The organism is Shewanella sp. 10N.286.54.B9 (assembly GCF_041468565.1).
Taxonomy (GTDB): domain Bacteria; phylum Pseudomonadota; class Gammaproteobacteria; order Enterobacterales; family Shewanellaceae; genus Shewanella.
In genome coordinates this window covers 73,649-93,460 of the sequence record NZ_JBFRIY010000033.1, presented here as the reverse complement: position 1 = coordinate 93,460, position 19,812 = coordinate 73,649, and the positions used below count along the sequence as shown (strand labels likewise).

Sequence of the window (19,812 nt, the reverse complement as noted above, 5' to 3'; positions counted from 1 at the left end):
ATAGAATAAGAACTAAGATAATTGGTTTTTATTAGAGTTTTGGAGCGGTAGTTCAGTTGGTTAGAATACCGGCCTGTCACGCCGGGGGTCGCGAGTTCGAGTCTCGTCCGTTCCGCCAATAAAGACGAAAGCCTCTGCAGAAATGCAGAGGCTTTTTTCGTTGCTGAACTTTTGTTGCAAGTAAGAGTGTAATCTTGTGACTTACACTCTTTATTGGCTGATTTGAGTTTGTTTAAGCACTGCGTCTCAAAGCTAAAATTGAATCTATTATTGGCGATAAGTGAAGCTCTTTATCTGTGATGAATTCACTGAAAAAATCTTTAAATACAATACCGCCTGCCATGTGTGGATGGCCGCCACCAAAACCAAAGTTTTTAATGTTTAGTTGTTCTCTCACTACCTTAGCAACATCAACATATTGGCATTCTGAGCGCAGTGAGAGCTGAATACCACGTTGACTGGACTGTGCGACGACCACAACATCTAATTCATTAACCGTCAGTAAGAAGTCACCTAAAATACCTAGCATGTTTTTTGGGCAATCAATCGACACCGTTGCAAGCCCCACACCGTCAGTTTGTTTTACTGACTGGCAAACGTGCTCAAATAAGTTGAGCTCCGAATAAGTGATTTCATTGCGACAGATTTTATTCACTAATGCCAAATCTGCCTGTTGATTGAACATTACAAAGGCTTTTAGATCAGCAGAACAAACGCCACGGGTCATATGTGCGGTGTCAATCTTAAGACCGACTAATAATGCAGTAGCAACGTCTTTAGACATGTTAATGTTGAAAGCTTGGTAATACTCAAACAATATCGTTGCCGTAGCCCCATAGTCTTCTCTTACATCACTAAACCATAAATTATTTGGTGGGGTAACCACATGGTGGTCAATCACTGCTATCTCTTCACCCGTCATATCGGTGACATTGCGCTCGCCAATACAACCATCGATGGTAATGATTTTATCCATGGTGGTTAGCTGAGCTTTGCTGCAATGGCTCACTGGTATGTTTAGCCACTTAATCATGTTAGATAATGATATACGGTCAATTTCGCCGTTATAAACAATAATTGCATCAATCCCCAGCTCTTTGAGTAGTACTGACATGGCATAGGCAGAAGCAATGGCATCGTGATCTGGGTAATCATGAGCTTGAATAACAACACGCTGTAAAGAAGATAACCGTTGTACAAAATTAATTAATGCCGATGTTTTAATCATATATTTTACTTTATTATTAATAAGTGTTCGGAGTAACTTTATAGCCTCAACAACATAACACTACAGCCTTCTTTTAGTCTGAAATACATTGGTAAGGGTCAATTAAGAGGTGTTATCACTTCGAGTAAATATACTCCGCAAACCTCATCCTTGATTCTTACTGTGCTTTGACAGTCACAATTCCGTTTATTTACCGACAATAGCCTATTTTTTTTGAGTTTGCCATTGCTTTGGTTATTTGTTGAGGCTTTGATTTACCTGCAAATAATGTTGATTGTGTTTCGTGAAAGGGACCTAGTCGTTAGTCATCATTGGCTGTGAAATAATGCTCCATCAGTAATAAATTAGTAGTACGCCCGTTTGCTCAGTGCTCTATCATTCTCGACACTGTCTAATATATTGATCTCAGATCATTAATTACTCCTTTGAAGCTTGGTAAATCCCCCGTTAATAGTAAAGTTGCTCCGTTATAAACCTTTAACCTTGAACTTCATTTTAAGCTTTATAACACTCTAACCTGATCCTATTGCAGTAAAAATTGCAGTAAAAAGTTAAGCCTAATCCAGTCTAGGGTGACTTTAAAAGAGACATAATTAGACTGTGTTGTTCCCACTTCTGACCCGCTTTAAATAAGTCAACTCGTTAACTTGATGGGTTCGGTCCTTCAAACAGCATTAATTTGTTTGCTCATTAGTCTCTATTATGCCCGCCGTAGCCAGTGATGAGTCACTGAGTTCGACCAAAAATGTAAACAAACTCTTTAAACCTAAAACTCTAGGCAACAATAATTATGCATATTATTGAAAATTTATTTGCTATATCACCTTATATTGCGCTGTTTATTACGCTCGCATTGGGTTATGCCGTTGGCAAAATCACTATTGGCCGTTTTGTCCTTGGTGGTGTCGCGGGAACCTTATTGATGGGGGTCTTAATTGGTCAATTTGGTGTGCAGATTGACCCAGGTGTAAAAACCATCTTCTTCGCATTGTTTATCTACGCAGTAGGTTATCAAGGCGGGCCACAATTCTTTAGTGCGCTCAACTTTAAGACGATCAACATTCTGCTATCGGCAGTGGTGATGACCGTTACTGGTTTAGTCTGTGTACTCGCCGCAGCTAAGTTCTTTGATCTTGATAGTGGCACTGCAGCAGGCCTTGCCGCTGGTGGATTAACCCAGTCAGCCATTATAGGTACAGCAGGTGATGCTATTGCCAAATTAGGCGGTGTCACTGAAGAAGCTAAAAGCTTAATGCAAACCAACGTTGCTGTCGGTTACGCAGTGACTTATATCTTCGGCTCACTTGGCCCAATCTTAATGGTGTCGTGGTTAATCCCTTCAGTCATGAAGTGGGATATTCGTGAAGAAGCCTTGAAATTAGCTGATAAATTATCAACGGGTAAACCTGAGCTAGCACCCGGTGAATTCAACGCTATCACCGATTTAGTCTCTAGAGCCTATGAACTCGATAGCCAGAGTCAATTGATTGGTAAAAATATTCAAGAAGTTAATCGGGATTTGTTAGATGTTGCTATTGAAATGGTGACTCGTGATGGTCAAACCATTGAAACTAACAAATCTGTAGCGCTTCAAGTTGGTGACGTAATTGTACTGACTGGTCGTAGACAAACGATTGCGAGTAATGCTGCAGCTGAAGGTCATGAAGTGACCTTGCCTGCACAAACATCACTGATTGAAGAGAATCGTCAGCTAGTCGCTAAAAACGCCAAATTTATCGGTAAAACCTTAGCGCAGATAAAAGCTGAAACCAATAGGGATGCACGTCGTGGCGTTTATATCACTGACGTGATCCGCGGCGGAAATTCACAACTTATCACCCCTGATCTAGTGGTTCATAAAGATGACATTATCCAATTAACGGGTTCTGCCATTGATATTAACCGTGTTGAAAAAAACATCGGTAAACGCTTGAGTTCTGCTTTTGCAACTGACTATGTGTTCTTCGGTATCGGTATGGTGGCAGGCTTATTAATTGGCTTGATTCACTTCGAAATTGCTGGGATCCCGGTAACGATAGGTTCTGGTGCTGGTTGTTTAATTTCTGGCCTATTTATGGGCTGGTTACGAAGTCGTAAACCGAATATCGCAACCTTGCCGCTAGGTGCAACAAACTTTATTCGCGACTTTGGTTTAGCAGTATTTGTCGGCATTGTTGGCCTACAAGCAGGTCCACAAGCAATTGATACCGTTAAAGAGCATGGTTTAACTTTGTTGTTCTTAGGTATGGCTGTGACCATCATTCCACAGATTGTTTCGTTCATTTTCAATTATTACGTGCTTAACATTCGAAACCCAATTGAAGCGCTAGGTTGTATAAGTGGTGGCCGTAGTGCTAACCCCGCCTTTGCAGCGTTACTTGAAAAAGCAGGTAATGCCACTCCAGTGTTCTCATTCACTGTGACTTACGCCATTGCCAATGTGTTGCTAACCCTTTGGGGACCAATCATTGTCGGCATTATCTCCGCTAGCTAGTTAACCTCAGACGGCCGGTGTTAGTGATAACCACCTAGCATCGGACGTTACCCAAATTTGTTCAATTTACAAAATTTAAGCCAATAAAGGTGCATATTATGACTACTCAACATACGCCAGCTATTGCTGCAATAGATTTCACAAAATTCGCAGACTTAAGCCCATTCGAACTTAAAGACAAACTGATTGATGTCGCTAAATCTGTGCCAGACCGCGCTCTACTTGATGCAGGTCGTGGTAACCCTAACTTCTTAGCGACACTGCCTCGTAAAGCATTTGTTGGTTTAGGTGAGTTCGCGATTGAAGAATCTGAGCGCACATACTCATATTTAAACGAAGGTTTTGGTGGTATTCCTGATGGTGTAGGGATTGTTGAACGCTTTGATACTTTTGCTAAAGCGAATAAAGCAAAAGAAGGCGTACAGTTTTTACAAAAAGCAGTGAGCTATGCAAAAGATCGTTTAGGTATTGAAAAGCAAGTATTCCTTAACGAATTTGTTAATGCATACCTAGCGTGTAACTACCCAGTGCCTCCGCGTATGCTGACAAATATCGAAAAAGTGGTTAAGCAGTACATTGGTGAAGAGATGTATGGCACTGTGCCAATGAATGAAGACTTTGATTTATTTGCTACTGAAGGTGGCACAGCGTCAATGACGTATACATTTGCAACTATGTTCCATAATGGTTTACTTAAAAAAGGCGATAAAATTGCCTTAACAACACCCATTTTTACGCCTTACTTAGAAATACCTGAGCTTGCTGAGTATGACTTGGAAGTTGTAGAAATTCGTTTAGATGAAGAAACGTGGCAGTTACCGCAGTCAGAAATTGAAAAATTAGCTGACAAAGACATTAAGCTGTTATGTGTCGTGAACCCGGCAAATCCGGCATCAGTGAAATTTTCTGATGACACCATGACAAGACTTGCTGACTTTGTGAATACTCAACGTAGTGACTTATTCATTATTACTGATGATGTGTATAGCACATTTGCTGATAACTTTGTGTCGTTGTTTGCGATACTGCCATACAACACTTTATGTGTGTATTCATTCTCTAAATACTTTGGCGCGACAGGCTGGCGTTTAGGCACCATTGGTATTCATCACAAAAACGTATTTGATGATGCTATGCGTGCATTACCAGAAGCCCACCAGCAGCAATTGGATAATCGTTATAAAACCATGACGCCAGAACCTCGTGATGTGAAGTTTATTGACCGTATCGTCGCTGATAGCCGTGCAGTCGCATTAAATCACACCGCAGGCTTATCATTACCACAGCAAGTACAAATGGCATTGTTCTCGTTAAGTTGTTTAATGGACATCGAAGGCAACTATAAAGCCGCTTGTAAGCGTATTATTCGTGAACGTTATATTACCTTGTATAAAAATATGGGCATTGAAGTTGAAGCGAATGAAGATCGTGTTGATTACTACACCTTGCTTGAGCTCGATACTCTCGGTGGCAAGTTATATGGCGCTGAATTTGTTGAGTGGTTTAAAGCGAATGGCAAGGGTAAAGACTTTCTGTTTGTCCTTGCTCATAAAACTGGCGTGATTTTGCTACCTGGTAAAGGTTTTGATGTGGTGCATTCATCTGTACGAGTATCACTCGCCAACCTCACACATCACGAATATGAGTTGATAGGAAAAGAAACTCGCATTGTACTTGATGACTACTTTACTGAATATACAGGCTCGCTAACAGCCTAAAAGGTTAAAACATTTTCAAGGTATTTAAAAGGATCCTGCTTGAGAAGGATCCTTTTTTATATACGGAAAACTAGCGCCTTAAGAGGGGTTAATCCTTCATATGCGATTAATCGTTTACCACCATGCCGTTTACACTATTGAACAATATACCGCGTTCTACAGTTCGCATTATTCATTTGGGCACAGGCGTTTTCAGCAGGGAGCAATTGTCGCCTATTAACAATTAATGTCACTACTGCAACAAGTGATCTTAGCGGAGGAATTATTCATGGTTCGTACTAAAGGTTCAATAATCATCGTGTTTTTAGCGATGTTTGTCACGGCATGCAGTTCAACACACACGTTAGATAATCGGGTGAGTAAAGAGAACTACCGAATGGCGACACTTGAGGCGGTGAATGATACTCATGATGGCGAACCATATAGAGTATGGGCCGATGACTCATCCGACTTTTTGTTCAACGAAATAGACGGTACCACTCCGCTGAGAGTCGATGGGGATAGGCTCAATATTCTGGTGCTATCTGGTGGAGGAGCTAATGGTGCATTCGGTGCTGGAGTAATTAATGGTCTCTATGATAACCATCAATTGCAAGAGTATAGCGTGATCACGGGGATCAGCGCGGGTTCGCTCATTGCGCCTTTTGTCTTTGTCGGCGGGCAAGAGATCTCACGCTTAAAGAGTGTCATGTTAAGCATCAATGACGAGATGATCCTAGGGGAGGAGAACTTTCTCAATACTATTTTTAGAGACGCATTTACAGATGGTCAGAAAATGTATGAGTTTATTGAGAACGTATATACACCAGAAATGATTGCGTTAATTGCAGAGCAGCATAAAGCGGGCAAGCGTCTATTTATCGGAACAACACACTTCGACTCCGAAGAGTTAGTTGTTTGGAACATCGGTCGTATTGCTGAAAGTGACCTACCTAATAAAATCGTTTTGATCCATCAAATTATTGCTGGAAGCGCTTCAATACCCGGGGTATTCCCACCACAGTTTATTGAGGTTAACCACAATGGACAAGCATTAGAAGAGCTGCACGTTGATGGTGGCTTGACTGTTCAAATGTTTTTTGAGGTGGTTAATATCGATTATAGCAAAGTGAACAAAGCCCTCGGACTTACGACGAAACCACAGGTGCACGTGATCCGTAATGGAATGCTCAAGGTACCTTATCAGGCAACGGAGGATAAAGGTGTTGAACTATTAAGTAGAAGTTTAACCAGTATGACGGTGCAGCAAGCGAAAGGGGATCTCTATAGAATGATTTACTTTAGTAAAATGAGCAACTTAAACCTCGCCTTTACATATATTGATGAACAATTTGATGTCGTCAAAGAAACAAAAGATATGTTTGATCTGCAGTACATGAAAGCTTTATATGATTATGGTTATCGCAAAGCTGAACACAATAAACTTTGGGACACTGAAGTTCCATAAATTTACCTAGGTTACCAACATGAACAAAACACTTATTAATATCTGCGTTCTTACTTTAGCCGGCTATGTCAGTGGCGTTTCCGCACAAGATCTTGACACAACACAGCTTGAGCAAAATATGGAACAGCTGATCACGGTCAAGCAAGAAGGTGAATTGTTTGTCACGATTGATGAGGAGGCAAGTTATGAGTCGATTGAATACAAGGGCTTTCTTCTAGAGAGGTTTAGCGAGATCTACGTAAGTCGTCAACAAGCTAAAGAGTTCAAGCTTGAACAAGCGAGTAAATTTTACATTTATGGTGAAAAAGATATTGATACTGTAAGCCGAAAGATTGAAAAGAGGATTAATCTAGATACGCCTAGATTTTTCTCTGTTGATTTATACCGAGATTATCACGGACAGTCTGGAGAATTTAACTTTGTCGCGAAAGTAATAGAGTATAAATAACTCTCAAAGCCCGCTCTTATGCGGGCTTTATTCTATGCACTTCTACATTACCATTCAGTGACTAAACCTGCAGTGCTTTATACCAATCCCATTCGGTCGCTTGATAATTTAGTAGAAATATAATCGCTTTAATCTACCGATTAACCAAGCGGGTTGTTGCTAATGATTACTCGCCGGGTAATCCCCCCGAAAAACCACGGTGTTCATAAGTAGAATTTTCTCGTAATCTGTAACTAGGAGATTCTCAATGAAAAAATCAAGATTTAGCGACAGCCAAATACTATCAATTCTTAAGCAAGCTGATGCAGGCTCACCTGTTCCAGAGCTTTGCCGTGAGCACGGTATGAGCAGCGCCTCTTTTTACAAATGGCGCTCCAAATATGGCGGTATGGACGCCTCGTTAATGGGACGACTTAAAGAGCTAGAAGATGAAAACCGTCGCCTTAAAAAGATGTATGCAGAAGAGCGACTCAAAGCCGAGCTGATCCAGGAAGCCATGGCAAAAAAGTGGTAAAGCCGTCTCTGCGGTGCGAGATGGCAAGGAACGCCGTAAGCTCTAGGGAAGTGAGTATCCGTTTGGCCTGTAGCACCTTCCACGTCAGCGAAAGTTGCTATCGCTACCAGCCTAAAAACTCAGACGAAAACGCTGTCATAGCTGACTGGCTAATTCGATTGACGAACAACCAACGTAACTGGGGTTTTGGCCTGTGCTTTCTTCATCTACGTAACGTCAAAGGCTTTGGTTGGAACCATAAACGTGTTTATCGAATTTATCGTGAGCTTGAGTTAAACCTTCGTATCAAACCTAAGAAGCGATTGGTTCGTGAAAAACCACAGCCACTAGCGGTACCTGAAAAAGCCAACGAATGTTGGTCAATGGACTTTATGCATGATCAACTTGCAGACGGCCGTTCAGTCAGATTATTTAATGTGATCGATGACTTTAATCGAGAAGGGTTAGCTATCGAAGTGGATTTTTCTTTGCCAGCAATCCGTGTGCAAAGAACACTTGAGCAGATCATTGAGTGGCGTGGAAAACCGAAGTCTATACGGTGTGATAATGGGCCTGAGTATATCAGCAGTTTACTTGTAGCTTGGGCTGAGAAGCATCAAATAGCGCTTTGCTATATCCAACCAGGCAACCCTCAGCAAAACGCCTATATCGAACGCTACAATAGAACTGTACGTTATGATTGGCTATCTCATTACCTGTTTGACTCTGTGACCGAGCTACAAAACTTTGCAACTGAATGGCTTTGGGTTTATAACAATGAACGACCAAACATGGCATTGGGAGGAATAACCCCCATGCAGCGTTTAGCCCAAATTAACAAGTCTACTTCTGAACTCCATTAAAAATGGGGGGATTACCGCTGCAACAGTGGGTGCACTGGGTGATATAGGGACATGGCGACATTAGTCTTTATCAAAATTATACCAATCAGTATAAAGATTTGATCGCTCAGCGAGAGTTTAGTGGCTTTGAGGTAAGGTCATTAAATGCTCCTCGGTAACTGCTCCTCGGTAACTGCTCCTGCGTTACTCTCGATAATTGCTCCTGCATTATTCTACCTTCGACCATCCTTGGTCTCGTACCTCCTATATCCATATAGTCGTGCATGAATGACATTCACCACATCTGACCTCCAGGGATGGAGGGAATGCCTTAAGCATGTCAGGAACATGCTAGGCCATGTGGTTTGCAGTGAATGAAAGAGCATAGTTAATCTAGGTTCAAGTTCATTAACGCAGCATCAGAGTCGCTAAAACTCGCCTGTAGGAGTGTTTTGGCTTGCTACTTCTGCGTAAATAAATTCATAAGGGAACAACCATTATGTCATTATTCACTTTGAATTAGCCTGCCTTGAGTTAGCGTGCCAAAAACGCTCTGAGTAGATCAACTTCTTATACTGATGGGTATTACACCTATCGTACTGCTGAAATTATTTTGATTTAAAAGTATAGAACAGCAACGGTTACAATGCTTTATACATAAACAGGAGATGGGGCGAAATGGAGGTCAGTTGAAGTAGGTTTTGGAGCGCCGTTTGTTATTTAAATCAACATCTTAATTAAATTCACTTCGTGATATTCGTTGGTTTATTGATAGCGACTGGCACAAACGCTAGCCGCTATTTTATGACGCGATATTTAACTATTAGTTGTCAAAGTAACCAAATATCAGCCCTTGATTATCAAGCCCAGTTAAACGTCCATCTCTTAATTTTGCGTCAATACCTGGTTGCATTGTTTTGTCCCATTGAGTGACTGCTCGAATATTAGACTCAGAGTCAATGACAAGAACGTTATCAGTGGCAGTATCATACTGATTATTGGAAAATAATTCATCGTTAAACCAAAGACGCGACATCTTATCCATTAACTCAGTATCTTCACTGCTTGGTTTTATCAGGCTACCGGCCATGTTGTACGGTTGATTAAACATAAAGGGTAACTCCGCTCCATCGCAGATTTTACCTATGCAGGCAATCGATTTCAGTAAGTCGTTAAGATAGATCTCTTCTCCTTCGTTATATACTGTCCAGCTATTAAAACTCGCTTTATAGCTGAACTGATATAGTGTGACAGGGGTAAGTCCTTTATCGCTACTTTGTTTGGCTTTAACATGAGCTGGACCACTATAGGTCATGTCATTAACCAATTGATTAAACTGCGTCATGTTAGTCGTTGCACCCGATAATTCACTTTCAGCATTGGGCGCGAAGTCAGTCAATGCTAAAAGGTTATTGATGAGCTCGCCATTACCTAAACCAAAGAAAAACTTGCTGATTGCTTGGTAAGCGGTGTCTGGAAGGATATCGCCTAATTCTAACTGCGCGGTGATCTCATCCGGTGTGAGTTGATCAAGTTGTTGTGCCAGCAAATCAAGGTTCTGCTGAGATGCTAACCAAGCTTGGATCTCAGTCGCTGATAGGCCAATATCGTTAGGCGTATCATTCATCTGTTGGATCGATTGAATGAGAGTTGGGACCAATGACGTTAGACTCGGTAAGAATGCCGTAGTGGCTGCATTATCACGATTAAAACCGATAACCGTTGGTACTGTAAAATCAGTTTTTGCTGGCTGCTCGATTAAATGGTAACCGCTGATTTCGGGCTTCAGAAAACCTTTTGCACGATACTCAATGTAAGGCGAAAATGGGGTTAAATGAGACAGCGGGGTACTTTTACTATCCAACTTAGCGGCAAGACACAAGCCACTACCTACCAAATCGTTGGTATCGATACAATCTAAACCAGACCATGCGCCGATTTTTTGTACGGGAGCCAGTGTTTTTGCTTGTAACTGCATGATCTGCTCAATGTCGAGATCATTGAGTGATAAAATCGGTGCACTTTCACCGAACAGGTCGACAGCATACTGCTGCAGTTTATCGTTAAAGGCTTGCGCCTGCTCGTAAGGTTTATAGTCAAAACCATAGGGGTTACTTTGCATTATTGCACGTTGAAAGTAATCTCCCGTAATACTCTCTTTACTCTGATTTTGTTGTAAAATACCAGCGGACATCGCACCAGCACCTTGCCCCATTACGGTAACGTTTTTAGGATCTCCGCCAAATAAGTCGATGTTTTTGTTAACCCACTCTAATGCACGCTTTTGATCGCCTAAGCCAAAATTACCACCTTCTGGTTGTTTACTGCCATCAACCCAATAACTGCCCAAAAGGCCAAGGCGATAGTTGAATGTCACCGCAATAAAAGGTTTGTCATCTAGTGCCCCTTGAGCTACTACATTATCAGCTTGGATAAGAGGTTCAGCACCAGAGCCTGTCTCAAAATCACCACCATGAATAAAGACATACACGGGTAACGAAGCTGTCGCATCGGTATGTTCTGGGCGCCAAATATTAAGGTTCAAGCAATCCTCAGCTTGTGTTTGAGTTGTTTTACGATTCTGCGGGCAAGAATTACCAAAGGTTGTTGCGTCATTGATGGATGCAATAGCGTTGACTTCACTGTGGGAAAAGCGATGCGCGGTAGCGTATGGGATCCCTTTAAAAGATTCGAGTTCGATTCGGGTTGCTTGACCGTCAAGATCATTGACTACGACTGATTCTTTTAACGCTTTTATATTACTGTCACCTATTTTTAGGTTAATTTGTTCCGTTGGTAAAGGCTCTACCGGCTCAGGGAGTTCAGGTAAAGGATCGGTGTTTTCAGGTTTGTCATCATCACTACAGGCAGCTAACGATAGTGAAATAAATGCAGCAAATGCTAGGCGTGAAAGCGTGGTCATTAAAGACTCCATGTAACAGTTCATTAAATTTTTGATCTTGTAGAAATGACACTCAACTCTCTGTATTAGAATTGAATCGTGTAAACGCCATTATCTGGTTCAATCTATGGGTGCATGATAGTGCTATTTTTAATCACAACGTAATCACCTATGAAGGATGAAACCCTCTTAAGTTGAGCCTAAGTTACTGTCAAATCGACGAGGGCTAGTTAAGAGTGAGTACTTTGTTGAAATTAGACTTTTTAGTCTGATTTTATGAATGAACCTTGGTATAAAGTGAGAAAGCCGAGCGACTCAAAATAACGAATATTGTGGGGGATTTCTTTACTGTAGACATAAAGCGACCCAGCGTTAGGCTGAGTCGCGAAGGAGTATTGAAACGATGGTATTATAGAGCTTGGTGCTAGAATCGATAACCAAGATTGAGGGTAAAGGAGTTTCTTGTTTCCCCTTTATTGTATAAACCGGTTAAGTTTAAATTGCGGCCTATTTGTTTGTTAAATCCAATGAGGTAGGCCCACTGATTGAGTTCCACGCCAACATCATAAGTAAAATCACGGCCTAATGCATCGATATAGCCAAGGTTACCGGTCATTGATGACTTTAGGCCTTGGTATTCCGCACCTATGAACACTTGTGCGCGAAAATCTAGAAATTGATAGCCCAGCATGGGTTGAACAGTAATAATGCTATCGCCCCAGTTTTCTTGGCCATCTAAACGCGTTTTAGAGTAAGTCGCCGTTACCGAAGCAAAAAACTCTTTATAACCAACAGACAGTGTCGTGCCGACTCCAGCTAAATCATATTCAAGGTGCAAGGGGACACTAAGCTCTCCCGGCGAACATACATCCACACCTTGGCTTGCTATCGCGCTACAGGCGAGTTTACCCCCGACAACGCCGAGCTTATCCTCAAAGACATCTTTCATTTTACCGGTATATTGAGCGTCAACAACCGCATCTACGTTCACATTGCCGACAAAGCCAAAGACATTCCAAAATGGTAAAATATTCATATCGGCTCTAAACGTATAGCTTTCGGCGTTAACCGTTCCTATTGAACTTGAAGGATCAAAAAAATCATCCAAATTAGCACCCATAATATTAAAAGAGTCAAAACCTACATCCATATTTTGGTTACGATATGCCACAGAGAAGCCAAATGGCAAAGGGACATCGATACCTTGCTGGCGTACTAAATCTCCCATGAGTGGAAATAGCCTATCAAGATCTACTTTCTCTTCACGAATACGAGGATCTGATACGGTAGAAAGTAAGCCTTCATCCATCACCATTACACCATGTACATCGTCGTAAAAAGCAACCGGTGTAATGGTGTTGCGATAACTAACCGCTTTTTTACCTTGTTTGCCGCTTGCCTCAATCACTTTGCTTTTCATTACGGTTTTTCCGCTAGCTAGCGTTGTAAATTCAAGGTTTTGTGAATAATGTTCAACTCGATATCCATCATAATCGTAGGGCTTAGTATTGGTAATAACCATTTTGGTTGCTTTACCATTCATGACTGTTAACTTGACGCGCATAAACCTGAAATAGGCAATATCTTGTGGTAGCCCGTATTTAGAATAGTTAAAGCTAATCTCTAACTCTTGCGGAGAAACGTTATTAATGATGACTGAGGATTTATCATAGCTGTCCAAATAATTTTTTAAGCGATACTCAATTTTTGTTAATTTCTCAATATTTCCGATAACATCTTCTTTAGTATCTAACTTATTTTTATCATATTTGATTCTAAGGTCGATATTACCCCGATTATCAATGCTTTGAACTAAGAATACAGCAGAGTCAGTCACTTCATCACCGACCTCTATCCGGCGCTGAACATGCTCGACCAGTTGATCGCCGTTAGAAAGAGAGCTTAAGCCGAGTTGTAAAATATCATCAGAAATACCGTATTGTTCGAAAATACTTTGTTGCTTGGTATTTACGGGGGTATTTATTTCATTTATGTCAGCTGCAGTGGCGTAGTGGCCAATAGTCAACGCGATGGTCAAAGGTATCGTTTTAAGCACTGTGCCGGCTATAGATACATTGTTAACGAGTCGAGCGTGAATATTCTGCATTGCTTTACCTTTAATATTGCCGGTTATGGCGGGTTAAATATTGAAATCTGGTATTAGAAACTGAATCCGTTATAAGATTTTTAAACAAGTTCAGTTCGTTAAAGTATTTGTGTGAAGCTTTTGCTCGCCTCTTGTGATGGGGGTATTTTATGAACAAATTCAAAAAAGCGAGAATCGTCTATGAAGGACGCCACCCTTCAATAGCAAAATGGTAGGGTAGGGTAGAAGCGAAAGTGATGTTGTTATTGGCTTTATTGTCTTTGTGAATAGTTATAAATAGTTTTATATCGAAATGATCAAGACTGACTTATTGATGCCCCTCACAGAGAGTGAAGAACATCTACATGGCGTTTATGGCTATATGTCAAAACTAAGATATTTGGATACCTAAGCAGCTTAGGTATCCATGGGTATTTCAATATTAAGTAGGATACTATTTAGACCATTTAAATTTGAAATAAGCGAACATAGAAATGTGATATCGATAAGCATATCAACATGATAACTAACATTAAAACGGGTGTGATGATGTCATATTGTGGTGTTCCATGCATTGCATTCATGGTCATCAATAGCAGCAGGTTGCCGCCCAACATTCGATGAACTGCAAGTGACGGTTTACGGCATAAACCATAGATAAACAACATATTGAACACATAAAAAGCGATGAGTTGCCAAAGCTCAGTAATATGGGGTAATAATAAACTGTATTGGGCAATAAAAAGTGTTCCCCAACCCAGAGCAACCCATTGTGCTTGTTTAATCAGCGAGCCAGGCATTTGCACTGTTATATTGGCCAAAGCGGCACCAATGAGCGGGAAAATAGGCCCACTAGGAATGGCGAAATAGATCCATAATCCGAAACAAGTCGCAGAGATAGCCATGGCCGTGAATGCTTTTCTAAGGTTTAATTGCCATAAATTTGGGTTGGGATTATTACTAAGGTTCTGTTTTGAATTATGAGCGAGTTCGTTCCAATACTCATTTAACATTTTAATGTCGGCGCTATCTCCACCAATAGCTTTTTTGAGTAAAGTAAGTTCACACTGCAGCTGCTCAAGGCTATCTTTGAGTGTTTGCTTACATTTGACGGCGGTTATAAGACTATTTAAGCGTTGGATATGCTTTTCAGTGTGGCCACAAGCATTGGTTATATCCTGCCATTTAGCTTTGTGATGCTGTAGTCGGTAACTGGCCACTAAGGGAAGTGATAACAGCTCATTAAGTCTATCAACTTGCACTTGGCTAATAGGTACAGCGGAGTTGCTCGTTAGCCGTTTACTGTCGGCTAACGACTTTTCGAGCGCGAGATACGCCGCTTCAAACTGCTTAGTGACAATATTCAAGGTATCGAAATAAATGGACTCCGTTGTCGTTGGCCATAGAAAACGATATACCGCTGAATACACCAGCACACCCAGGGTCGTTTCTTGAATCCTTAATATAGCGATATTAAATGAAACTTCGCCGCTGGCACTGCCCATCATCGCTACTATCGAAAAGACCATGAATGCCATTGTGAATGCGTAGCCGTATTTTAGGTGGTTACTAAAAAAGACGCTAATGCCCAAAAATACCACAAAGAGGCTAATAAAAATAAATTGATCTTGGGAAAAAAGACTGATCAGTATCAGGGCAATGCAGATACCGATGAGTGTACCTAGTAGGCGTAGCTGACCTTTTTTTACTCCATGACCAAATGTCTCGTTCGCGGAGATAGCAATAATGGTGACAGCCGCCCAGTAGGGTTTATCCCATTGAAATAGCAACGCTAAAGCAATGGCCAAACCAATAGATAGGGAAATTTTTATGGCTTCTTTTGTTGAGGGGTTTAGCATAACACTCTCACTTTAAGATTTTACTATTTTGACCGATGCAGTCATACCTACACGTAACTGTAACTTGGGCGGAAGAGCGCTAAGTCTTATCTTGACTGGGATCCTTTGGGCGAGCCTTATCCATTGAAAACTTGGGTTTACATTGGGTAATAGAGAGTTGCCAGTACTGCCATCGGATTTTGCGATACCGTAGCCAATGCTTTGCACCTCGCCTTCGAGTATCTCGTCGTCATGCATAAGGAGTGTGACCTGAACTTTATTATGGATATTGACGTCGTTGAGATCTGTTTCTTTGAAAAAGCCTTCAACCCAAAAGCTTGATTCATCAATTAACGCAACAACAGGGGAGTTGGCAATGACTTGCGAACCCACTCGATAGTTTAAGTTGGTGATGTATCCATCAGTAGGCGCTGTTACTTGGGTGTACTTAAGGTTTAATGTCGCTTCATTGACCTGTGCTTTTGCAAGTAATACGTTAGCTTGAGCCGTTTCAATAGCATTTTGTAAGTTGTTTAACGTTAATTCTGATTGTGCTCCAGGCGTCAACTTTTCGAGATTAACAGCGCGGTGAGCCTCATTCTTAGCTTTCGCTAATAAGGCTTCAGCCTGCTTTTGACTAGCAATCCCTTTATTGAGATTAACTTGGTAAATGCTAGGGTCTATTTCAAACAGCAGATCGCCTTGCTTAACATGAGCATTATCAGCTACCAACATGTTGATTATTTGGCCTGTAACTCTGGGAGTTATCTGAATAACATGGGCGCGTACTTGTCCATCTCGTGTCCAGGGGTTAGCTAAGTATGTTTGGTATTGCTGGTAAATTATGCCCAAAGCAGCGGTGACAATTAACAGCGTAACTATATAACGTTTAAACATTGAATCGTCCCTTTTAAAAAATAGCAATAAATTGGCTGATAATACCAACAAAGATGATTATGATAGACAGCTCCACAATGGCGGGAGCGACTACATCTTGGTACCAGCCAAGTCTAGTGGCGATATAAGTGAAAACGCTCGTCAACAAATATGCTAGAGTTCCAACAAGTAATAACGGAGGAAAATAGACATCGCCGAGTGCTATTTCATGAGGCATTGTGTTCATACGTGTAGCCTTACTGGGTAGAATGGGGTTAAACAAGGCGCTTTTTGAAAGTCTTATTTAGTAGAAGACTGATATTACCCGCTTTAGTGTTTGCTGGTTAATCACCTATGATGGACGAGCCCCTACAAATATTTAAAGTGTAATCAACAGCAGGCTTAGTCTAATCTTAGACAAATAGGATTGATAACGGCTATTTTTCGTGATATCAAGCGTTTTACGGAGTGGGATTATGAATTTCAGTTTAGAGCAACTACTTGCTTTTGTTACTGTTTATGAACAGCGAGCCTTTAGCAAAGCGGCTGTTAAATTGAATAAACACCGCACGACTATCGGTCAGGTTATAACTAATTTAGAAGATCAGCTCGCGATTACTTTATTTGAAAGAATAGGCCGGATAGTTGAACCAACAGAAGATGCGACCTTGCTCTACTATTATGCGAAACAGGCAATTGAGCAAACTCGCACTTTTGACCGTGTTGCATTAAGTTTGTCATTCGGTGAATTGGCATCAATCACGATCGCTTATTCTAGCTTTATCCCTCAGCAGTTATTAACGGTAATACGACGCAAGCTTATTAGTGACTTCCCATCAATGAGGGTCAATTTATTAGTAAGGTCTAAAGCTGAGATTAAGCAAGGTATTCAAGAGGGGACGATTCACTTTGGTATGGTAAACATATTCGAAAGTAAAGTGATTAACAGTATTGATTCAGTATTAATGCGCAATATGCCCTTTGTACCTTTTACCTCTGTGGATAGCTCTTTAGCGCAGTTACCTGGGGATCAAACCTTCAATAAAATGAAATCAACTCGACAATTTGTGCTTAAATCGATGTTAGATGATGATATGGCTGAAAGAGTCATTCTCTCTTCAAACTATGAAGTACTCGACCAACAAACGTTAATTATTAGAATGGTGCAAGAAGGATTAGGTTGGGCTTTATTACCACGTAGCACCTTACTTGCAGAGTACTATTCTGACAATATTGTACAGATAAAAGCCGACCAGATTAAAGAAGGCGTTAATGTCCCTGTATCTCTTTGGTGCCCGCACTCTAAGCAGATCGCAATCGTAAAAAAGTCAATTGTTAAATGTATCACAGACCATATTGATGCCGTTGATGCTGTTGCACGTTGATTAACTCACATTGGCAACTTCTTATACATGAGTTGCCGATGATATGACTAAGATGAGCCCCTATTAACGGTAAGAGCATAAGCTAAACCGCTTCGTAAAAAGATTTCCTAACAGCTGTCGCTATAGGTGAGGATGTCATCCTTCATACGCGATTACCTTCCCCCTGTCTTAGTCCATAGAATTGCTTCCCTGAGATGCAGCTTTGTACGTAATGATATCCAGTTTTATATGGAAAACATAAGCGAATATACCTTGGTGCCGCTCATCAATTTTTAACGGCACATAGCTTTAAAGCTGAGCATGCCTAAACCATAAAAGTGATCAAGCTATGGGCACACTACAATATATATTAAATACATCACCTTACTTTCCTATTTTGGCTACCTTAGTATTTGGATTTTTAATTGGGAAAATAACCATAGGCCGCTTTTACCTCGGTAGCATTCTCGGAATATTAATTATGGGGGTAGTTATTGGCCAAATAGGGGTTGAAATAGATCCATCATTAAGATGGATATTATTTGGTCTTTTTATGTATGTCGTTGGATATCAAGGTTGCTATCAGTTTATTAATACCCTACAAATTCATAAAAAGTCGATATTACTTGCAAGCATATTGATGAGTGTTGTTCCTTTAATCGCGGTTGCGATAGCGAGCCAGTTATTTGATATAGGCATATACACTGCGATTGGCATTGCTGCTGGTAGTTTTATTCATCCTGAAATAATGTCGGTAACCACTGAAGCAATTCAACAATTTGTGGGGCTAAGTAATCAGGGCAAAACAGTGGCTATAAATGAGCTTTATATGGGGTATGCGTTAACGGTCATTTTTGGTATTGCGGGCCCAGTCATTATCCTAAAATGGATATTTCCCATAATGGTGAAGTGGAACAACACTGATAAAGATCTACACCTACAGCAGGGTTCATTCTATGATAATTCCAGTAGAGGGAACCGTGCCAACACTGTCGCTAATGTTGTCCGACGTTCTTTTCAAGTGAATGTTGATAGTACGGTAATAGGAAAGACGATTCAGCAACTTAATGCTCCCTCTGTTGATGTTACTTTTGAATTAGAGTCGAATGATAAAGATGAGTCCAGCCATATTAGCGCAGGTGATATCATTACGATTACAGGTCGAAGTAATACTCTATTTTATTTCGATGATAATATATTAGGAAGTGAATTATCGTTAGAAGATAATGTGTCTATTGTCGATGGCAGTACGATGGTAATGATCAGTGCTAGCCATTTTGTTGGCAGTACATTGCAGCAAATTAAACGTAAAGTGAATGAAAATACATTCCGTGAAGTGTGTTTTACTAGAATAGTCAGAGCAAGAAAAGAGATACTTATTACGCCTGAAATAGTATTGCAGAAAAACGATATTCTGCAGCTGACAGGCAATGACGTAGATATTAAATTAGCTGAAAGTTACTTCAAAACGTTTGCTGAAGATGCTTGGTATCATCAGCTGTTATTTGGATTTGGGTTGGTCATTGCTTATTTGATCAGCCTTTGGCATATCAGCCTTGGTGGCCTATACCTTTATTTTAGTTTGGGCATAACGAGTTTAATTTCAGGCGGTGTCATTGGTTACTTGTGTAATAGGAACGTGCCATTAGCCTTATTTCCGAATGAAACAGCGTGTCATATTCGCAGGCTGTCACTCGCTGGTTTTGTTGCTATCTCAGGGCTTTATTTCGGTCCTATCACTATGAGTGTAATCAGCGATGTTGGCGTTGATGTGTTTCTCATCGGTTGTGGCGTCGTTATTACTTCTCAGCTGGTTTCTTTTGCTATTTGTTATTTATTATTTAGGCTTAAATCCTCTGCGGACATTTCAAGTATTGTAAACGGAAGTCATAGTGCGGGCATTGGTTTTCCAGACTTATATGGCCGGGACTTTAATCGTTCAGTAATATTTTCATTTTCTGTGTCTTATGTTTCTTCGAGTGTGTTAATGCTAATGATGGTCTCAATAGTACTAAGATTCATACCAAGCTAATTAAATGTATTAAAATAATATTTAAGTTTGGTTATTTAATTAGT

13 protein-coding genes and 1 tRNA gene are annotated in these 19,812 nt (G+C 40.7%); 8 read left to right on the top strand and 6 right to left on the bottom strand.

Annotation, left to right across the window (positions count from 1 at the left end; translation table 11 throughout):
* Nucleotides 1-41: 41 nt before the first annotated feature.
* A tRNA-Asp gene (locus tag AB4135_RS11905) sits at nt 42-118 on the top strand.
* Nucleotides 119-232: 114 nt separating this feature from the next.
* Here AB4135_RS11905 and AB4135_RS11900 read toward each other — a convergent pair.
* Nucleotides 233-1,228, bottom strand: a complete 996-nt coding sequence (locus AB4135_RS11900) for a bifunctional oligoribonuclease/PAP phosphatase NrnA (RefSeq protein WP_371993094.1) — start codon at nt 1,226-1,228, stop codon at nt 233-235.
* Nucleotides 1,229-2,018: 790 nt separating this feature from the next.
* On the opposite strand from AB4135_RS11900, the gene aspT reads away from it, so the two are divergent.
* The 5 genes from aspT (at nt 2,019) to AB4135_RS11875 (ending at nt 8,691) form a co-directional block, all read left to right on the top strand.
* Nucleotides 2,019-3,722: an aspartate-alanine antiporter gene (aspT, locus tag AB4135_RS11895; protein ID WP_371993092.1), complete on the top strand. Its 1,704-nt coding sequence runs from the start codon at nt 2,019-2,021 to the stop codon at nt 3,720-3,722.
* A gap of 98 nt (nt 3,723-3,820) precedes the next feature.
* On the top strand, nt 3,821-5,440 hold the full coding sequence (locus tag AB4135_RS11890) for a bifunctional aspartate transaminase/aspartate 4-decarboxylase (protein ID WP_371993091.1): 1,620 nt from the start codon (nt 3,821-3,823) through the stop codon (nt 5,438-5,440).
* A gap of 268 nt (nt 5,441-5,708) precedes the next feature.
* Nucleotides 5,709-6,887 carry a patatin-like phospholipase family protein gene (locus tag AB4135_RS11885; protein ID WP_371993089.1) on the top strand — a complete coding sequence of 393 codons (1,179 nt, stop codon included), beginning with the start codon at nt 5,709-5,711 and terminating at the stop codon, nt 6,885-6,887.
* A gap of 19 nt (nt 6,888-6,906) precedes the next feature.
* A complete protein-coding gene (locus AB4135_RS11880) occupies nt 6,907-7,335 on the top strand; it encodes a hypothetical protein (RefSeq protein WP_371993087.1) in 429 nt (142 codons plus the stop codon).
* Between the two features lie 247 nt (nt 7,336-7,582).
* A protein-coding gene (locus AB4135_RS11875) for an IS3 family transposase (RefSeq protein WP_371993086.1) occupies nt 7,583-8,691 on the top strand; the annotation gives its coding sequence in 2 pieces (ribosomal slippage) (nt 7,583-7,835 and nt 7,835-8,691; 1,110 coding nt in all).
* An 802-nt stretch (nt 8,692-9,493) separates the two neighbouring features.
* Here the strand turns inward: AB4135_RS11875 and AB4135_RS11870 are convergent.
* The 5 genes from AB4135_RS11870 to AB4135_RS11850 form a co-directional block, all read right to left on the bottom strand.
* Nucleotides 9,494-11,593: a carboxylesterase family protein gene (locus AB4135_RS11870; protein ID WP_371993084.1), complete on the bottom strand. Its 2,100-nt coding sequence runs from the start codon at nt 11,591-11,593 to the stop codon at nt 9,494-9,496.
* Nucleotides 11,594-11,996: 403 nt separating this feature from the next.
* Nucleotides 11,997-13,679: a hypothetical protein gene (locus AB4135_RS11865; protein WP_371993083.1), complete on the bottom strand. Its 1,683-nt coding sequence runs from the start codon at nt 13,677-13,679 to the stop codon at nt 11,997-11,999.
* Nucleotides 13,680-14,125: 446 nt separating this feature from the next.
* Complete coding sequence (locus AB4135_RS11860; RefSeq protein WP_371993081.1) at nt 14,126-15,517, bottom strand: FUSC family protein; 1,392 nt, start codon at nt 15,515-15,517, stop codon at nt 14,126-14,128.
* Between the two features lie 12 nt (nt 15,518-15,529).
* Nucleotides 15,530-16,393 (bottom strand): HlyD family secretion protein, encoded by an 864-nt coding sequence (locus AB4135_RS11855; RefSeq protein ID WP_371993079.1) that lies wholly within the window; start codon nt 16,391-16,393, stop codon nt 15,530-15,532.
* Between the two features lie 13 nt (nt 16,394-16,406).
* Nucleotides 16,407-16,619: a DUF1656 domain-containing protein gene (locus AB4135_RS11850; protein ID WP_371993077.1), complete on the bottom strand. Its 213-nt coding sequence runs from the start codon at nt 16,617-16,619 to the stop codon at nt 16,407-16,409.
* 229 nt (nt 16,620-16,848) lie between these two features.
* On the opposite strand from AB4135_RS11850, the gene AB4135_RS11845 reads away from it, so the two are divergent.
* Both AB4135_RS11845 and AB4135_RS11840 read left to right on the top strand, forming a co-directional pair.
* On the top strand, nt 16,849-17,757 hold the full coding sequence (locus tag AB4135_RS11845) for a LysR family transcriptional regulator (protein ID WP_371993075.1): 909 nt from the start codon (nt 16,849-16,851) through the stop codon (nt 17,755-17,757).
* Nucleotides 17,758-18,085: 328 nt separating this feature from the next.
* Entirely contained in the window at nt 18,086-19,768 is a 1,683-nt protein-coding gene (locus AB4135_RS11840) for a hypothetical protein (protein WP_371993074.1), read from the top strand.
* The last annotated feature ends 44 nt before the right edge of the window (nt 19,769-19,812 follow it).

Excerpts from the sequence above, each read along its gene's own strand:
- AB4135_RS11870 (WP_371993084.1), bottom strand. The coding sequence starts at position 11,593 with ATGACCACGCTTTCACGCCTAGCATTTGCTGCATTTATTTCACTATCG.
- AB4135_RS11855 (WP_371993079.1), bottom strand. The coding sequence starts at position 16,393 with ATGTTTAAACGTTATATAGTTACGCTGTTAATTGTCACCGCTGCTTTG.
- AB4135_RS11845 (WP_371993075.1), top strand. The coding sequence starts at position 16,849 with ATGAATTTCAGTTTAGAGCAACTACTTGCTTTTGTTACTGTTTATGAA.
- AB4135_RS11850 (WP_371993077.1), bottom strand. The coding sequence starts at position 16,619 with ATGAACACAATGCCTCATGAAATAGCACTCGGCGATGTCTATTTTCCT.
- AB4135_RS11840 (WP_371993074.1), top strand. The coding sequence starts at position 18,086 with ATGGGCACACTACAATATATATTAAATACATCACCTTACTTTCCTATT.
- AB4135_RS11860 (WP_371993081.1), bottom strand. The coding sequence starts at position 15,517 with ATGCTAAACCCCTCAACAAAAGAAGCCATAAAAATTTCCCTATCTATT.
- AB4135_RS11900 (WP_371993094.1), bottom strand. The coding sequence starts at position 1,228 with ATGATTAAAACATCGGCATTAATTAATTTTGTACAACGGTTATCTTCT.
- aspT (WP_371993092.1), top strand. The coding sequence starts at position 2,019 with ATGCATATTATTGAAAATTTATTTGCTATATCACCTTATATTGCGCTG.
- AB4135_RS11880 (WP_371993087.1), top strand. The coding sequence starts at position 6,907 with ATGAACAAAACACTTATTAATATCTGCGTTCTTACTTTAGCCGGCTAT.
- AB4135_RS11865 (WP_371993083.1), bottom strand. The coding sequence starts at position 13,679 with ATGCAGAATATTCACGCTCGACTCGTTAACAATGTATCTATAGCCGGC.
- AB4135_RS11890 (WP_371993091.1), top strand. The coding sequence starts at position 3,821 with ATGACTACTCAACATACGCCAGCTATTGCTGCAATAGATTTCACAAAA.
- AB4135_RS11885 (WP_371993089.1), top strand. The coding sequence starts at position 5,709 with ATGGTTCGTACTAAAGGTTCAATAATCATCGTGTTTTTAGCGATGTTT.